Here is a 3800-nt window from a genome sequence, read left to right on the forward strand (position 1 = left end):
GAGTGGGGGGCGGGTGCGCCCCCCACCCCCGACTGGCCCCTGCTGAACGCCCTGCTCAACACCGCCTCCGGCGCCACCTGGGTATCCCTGCACCACGGCGGCGGAGTAGGCATCGGCCGGTCCATCCACGCCGGCCAGGTCTCCGTCGCCGACGGCACCGACCTCGCCGCCCAGAAGCTCGAGCGCCTCCTTACCAACGACCCCGGCATGGGCGTCATCCGCCACGCCGACGCCGGCTACGACCGTGCCCTCGACGTCGCCAAGGAACGCGGCGTCCGCATCCCCATGAACGAGAGTAAATAACATGAGCACCATTACCCACGAACCGCTGACCGTCACCCTCGGGTCCAGCGGAGTCACGCCCGAGGACGTCGTCGCCGTCACGCGCCACAACGCCAAGGTCACCATCTCCCCGGAAGCACTGCAAACCGTTGCGAAGGTCCGGGCACACATCAATGACCTGGCTGCCAGCGACGTCCCGGCCTACGGAATCTCCACCGGCTTCGGCGCCCTGGCCAACCGCCACATCCCCAACGAACTGCGCACCCAGTTGCAGAAGAGCCTGATCCGCAGCCATGCTGCCGGCATGGGTCCTGCCGTAGAGCGTGAAGTGGTGCGTGCCATCATGTTGCTGCGCGCCAAGACCCTCGCCTCCGGCCGCACCGGCGTCCGCCCCGTGGTCCTGCAGACCATGGTGGACGTGCTCAACGCCGGCATCACTCCCCTGATCCGCGAATTCGGTTCCCTGGGCTGCTCCGGCGACCTCGCCCCGCTGTCGCATTGCGCCCTGGTCCTGATGGGGGAGGGTGAAGCAGCCGGGCCCGACGGGGAGCTTTACGGCGTTGCCGGCCGCCCCGCCGTCGCCGAACTTCTCGCCGAGCACGGCATCGCGCCGGTCACCCTTGCCGAGAAGGAAGGACTGGCGCTGGTCAACGGCACGGAAGGCATGCTGGGCATGCTCCTGATGGCCATCGCGGACCTTCGCGAGCTGCTGACGACGGCGGACATCACCGCCGCACTGAGCGTCGAGGCATTGCTGGGCACCGACCAGGTGTTCCTGCCGGAACTTCACGCCGCGCTGCGCCCGCACCCGGGCCAGGCAGCAAGTGCCGACAACATGCTGCGTGTGCTGTCCGATTCTCCGATTGTTGCCTCACACCGGGTGGGGGACTCTCGGGTGCAGGACGCCTACTCGCTCCGCTGCGCCCCGCAGGTTGCCGGTGCAGTCCGGGACACGCTGGCCCATGCAGCGCTCGTCGCTTCGCGTGAACTGGACGCCGCCATCGACAACCCGGTGGTCCTTCCGGACGGACGGGTCAGCTCCAACGGCAACTTCCACGGTGCCCCGGTGGCCTACGTCCTGGACTTCCTGGCCATCGCCGTCGCCGACCTGAGCTCCATCGCTGAGCGACGCACGGACAGGATGCTGGATCCGGCCCGTTCCCACGGCCTTCCTGCCTTCCTCGCAGCTGACCCCGGCGTCGATTCCGGGCTGATGATTGCCCAGTACACCCAGGCAGGCCTGGTATCGGACAACAAGCGGCTCGCTGTCCCCGCATCAGTGGACTCCATCCCGAGCTCCGCCATGCAGGAAGACCACGTCTCCATGGGCTGGCACGCGGCGCGCAAGCTGCGGAAGGCAGTGGAGAACCTGCGGCGGGTCCTGGCCATAGAACTGGTGACGTCGGCCCGTGCGCTGGACATCCGCACCCAGCTCTCCGGTGGAGTGTTGACGCCCGGACCGGCAGGTGCCGCTGTGGTCGCGGCCCTTCGCGCTGTGGTGGACGGTCCGGGAACGGACCGCTTCCTTTCACCGGAGCTGGAGGCGGCAGACCGTCTGGTGGCGGCCGGGAAGGTGCGGCGGGCAGCCGAATCGGCCGTCGGGGCACTGGCCTAGGTGTACTGCCCAGGCAGGTTGGTTAAGCGGCTGATGGGCGGGTGGCCTCCGATTGCGGTGTGGGGCCTGTGGTGATTGTAGTTGTGGAGCCATGCCGGGAGGGCGTTTCTGCGGGCTGATTCGGTGGCGTAGTAGCGTTTGAATGCCCATCCGTCGGCGAGGGTTCGGTGGAAGCGTTCGATCTTTCCGTTGGTCTGCGGGCGGTAGGGCCGGGTCTTCTTTGCCTTGATGCCCAGTTCCCGGCAGGTGTCGCGCCAGAGGTGGGATTTGTAGGCCGATCCGTTGTCGGAGAGGACCCGCTCAACGGTGACGCTGCGGGCGGCGAACCAGGACACTGCACGCTTGAGCACTCCAACTGCGGTGGCAGCTGTTTCGTCGCTGTGGATTTCGGCGTAGGCGACCCGGGAGTGGTCGTCGATGACCGTGTGGACGTAGGCGGTCCCGATCAGCGGATTACGGTGGCTGCTCCGCGGCTTTGACGGAGTTGCAGCCCGGTTCTGTTTGCCTTGCTGTCGGCCGACGTAGCGCCAGCCGCCGCCGTCGGGGATATTGCCGAGCTTCTTCACATCGACGTGGATCATCGCCCCGGGCGTCTCGTGCTCGTAGCGGCGGATGACTTCCCCGGTGCGCTTGTCCACGTGATGGAGGCGGTTCAGCCGGCACCGGACCAGCACCGCGTGCACGGTCGAGGCTGGCATGGCCAGCTTCGCACCGATCGCGACCGGCCCCAGCCGTTGCTTCCAGCGCAGATGCACGACTTTGCGCACCAGCTGCTGCGGGGTGCGGTTCGCCACCCGGTGCGGGCGGGAGGATCTGTCGGCCACGCCGGCCTCGCCCATTGCGGCGTAGCGCTCAGCCCAGCGCTTGGCCGTCGGCCAGGAGCAGTTGAACTGTTCAGCGGCCCGGGACACCGGCCAGCCGTGGTCTACGACGAGACGCGCGACGCGTAACCGTTGGCGTGGAGTCAAAGCGGCATTAGCGTGGGACATGAGGACCTCCTGGTCGCTGCAGCGGCTGTCTAAGCAACTCCACTGTGCAACCGGAGGTCCTCACCTTTGGGTCAACGACTCCAGCGAGTCATCACATTCACCCAACCAACCTGCCTGGGCAGTACACCTAGGTACGAAGAATCTTCAGCTTCCCGGCATAAAGCGTCCGCCTGGTGGAATTTCCAGCGTCACGGTCATCAGGCGGACGGGGAGTGTAGTAGAACTGAAGGTGTAGTGAAAGTCACATCAAAGAGGCTGTGGCGCGGAACATATACAAAGGGGTAGAAGTTCAAATGAAAGCACGTGGGGCAGTCCTGTCGAGGCGCAATGCCCATTCCGCCGCGGTTACCGACTGGAGGACTCTTCAGGCCGGGGAACGTGTCGAGATCATCAAGCAGGCGCATGTGGTAGCTGCCGGGGAGGTTGAAGAAGTGTCCCAGAGCGGAAACGTTCTGTGGCTTGTGCCGGCTGGTCCGACTGAAAAGCAGCTCTTCCTGAAGTCCGACGGCGTGCAGGTACGCCGCGGCTGACAGCCTTCGCAATACCAAAACAAAAGTCCCCGCCGCTGCTTGAGCAGGCGGGGACTCTTGTTTGATGCGCGGAGAGGCGTCCGTCGCAAACTGTCAGGCGGCGATGGCCTCGTAGGTTTCGCCGAACGGCACTGATTCATCCAACGCTACTGTGAAGCGGCCGGGATGCAGCCGGGTAACCAGAATTCCGCAGGAGGCGTCTTTGGCAGCTACCTCGATCAGCTCCGCAACGGCTTCTTCCAGGCCTGCATGCATTTCGCCTGCAGTGGAAAACTCCAGGTCGATGGTCCGGTTCCGCTGCTCTTCCGTGGAGACAGGAGAGGCAGGAACGCGTTCCAGAGTTGCTGTAGACATGTACTGAACTTTCTATGGTTTGTTCCCCAG

At 65.4% G+C, this 3800-nt stretch carries 4 protein-coding genes and 1 pseudogene; 3 read left to right on the forward strand and 2 right to left on the reverse strand.

The annotated features are described in order from the left end of the window. Together AC5RWX_RS31210 and hutH are read left to right on the forward strand one after the other, a co-directional pair. Positions 1 to 303, forward strand: a pseudogene (locus tag AC5RWX_RS31210) (urocanate hydratase); the annotation flags it as partial. A gap of 1 nt (position 304) precedes the next feature. Then, a complete protein-coding gene (gene hutH, locus AC5RWX_RS31215) occupies positions 305 to 1897 on the forward strand; it encodes a histidine ammonia-lyase (protein WP_494100071.1) in 1593 nt (530 codons plus the stop codon). Here hutH and AC5RWX_RS31220 read toward each other — a convergent pair. Beyond that, positions 1894 to 2886 carry an IS481 family transposase gene (locus tag AC5RWX_RS31220; RefSeq protein WP_494100072.1) on the reverse strand — a complete coding sequence of 331 codons (993 nt, stop codon included), beginning with the start codon at positions 2884 to 2886 and terminating at the stop codon, positions 1894 to 1896. The two genes, hutH and AC5RWX_RS31220, sit on opposite strands and share 4 nt — an antisense overlap. A gap of 293 nt (positions 2887 to 3179) precedes the next feature. On the opposite strand from AC5RWX_RS31220, the gene AC5RWX_RS31225 reads away from it, so the two are divergent. After that, complete coding sequence (locus tag AC5RWX_RS31225; RefSeq protein ID WP_494100073.1) at positions 3180 to 3416, forward strand: hypothetical protein; 237 nt, start codon at positions 3180 to 3182, stop codon at positions 3414 to 3416. Between the two features lie 93 nt (positions 3417 to 3509). Here the strand turns inward: AC5RWX_RS31225 and AC5RWX_RS31230 are convergent, their stop codons facing one another. Beyond that, positions 3510 to 3770: a hypothetical protein gene (locus AC5RWX_RS31230; RefSeq protein ID WP_494100074.1), complete on the reverse strand. Its 261-nt coding sequence runs from the start codon at positions 3768 to 3770 to the stop codon at positions 3510 to 3512. Positions 3771 to 3800: the final 30 nt, after the last annotated feature.

Source organism: Arthrobacter sp. SPT-J7, assembly GCF_059089965.1.

Coding starts and splice junctions, on each gene's coding strand:
- hutH (WP_494100071.1), top strand. CDS start 305: ATGAGCACCATTACCCACGAACCGCTGACCGTCACCCTCGGGTCCAGC.
- AC5RWX_RS31225 (WP_494100073.1), top strand. CDS start 3,180: ATGAAAGCACGTGGGGCAGTCCTGTCGAGGCGCAATGCCCATTCCGCC.
- AC5RWX_RS31220 (WP_494100072.1), bottom strand. CDS start 2,886: ATGTCCCACGCTAATGCCGCTTTGACTCCACGCCAACGGTTACGCGTC.
- AC5RWX_RS31230 (WP_494100074.1), bottom strand. CDS start 3,770: ATGTCTACAGCAACTCTGGAACGCGTTCCTGCCTCTCCTGTCTCCACG.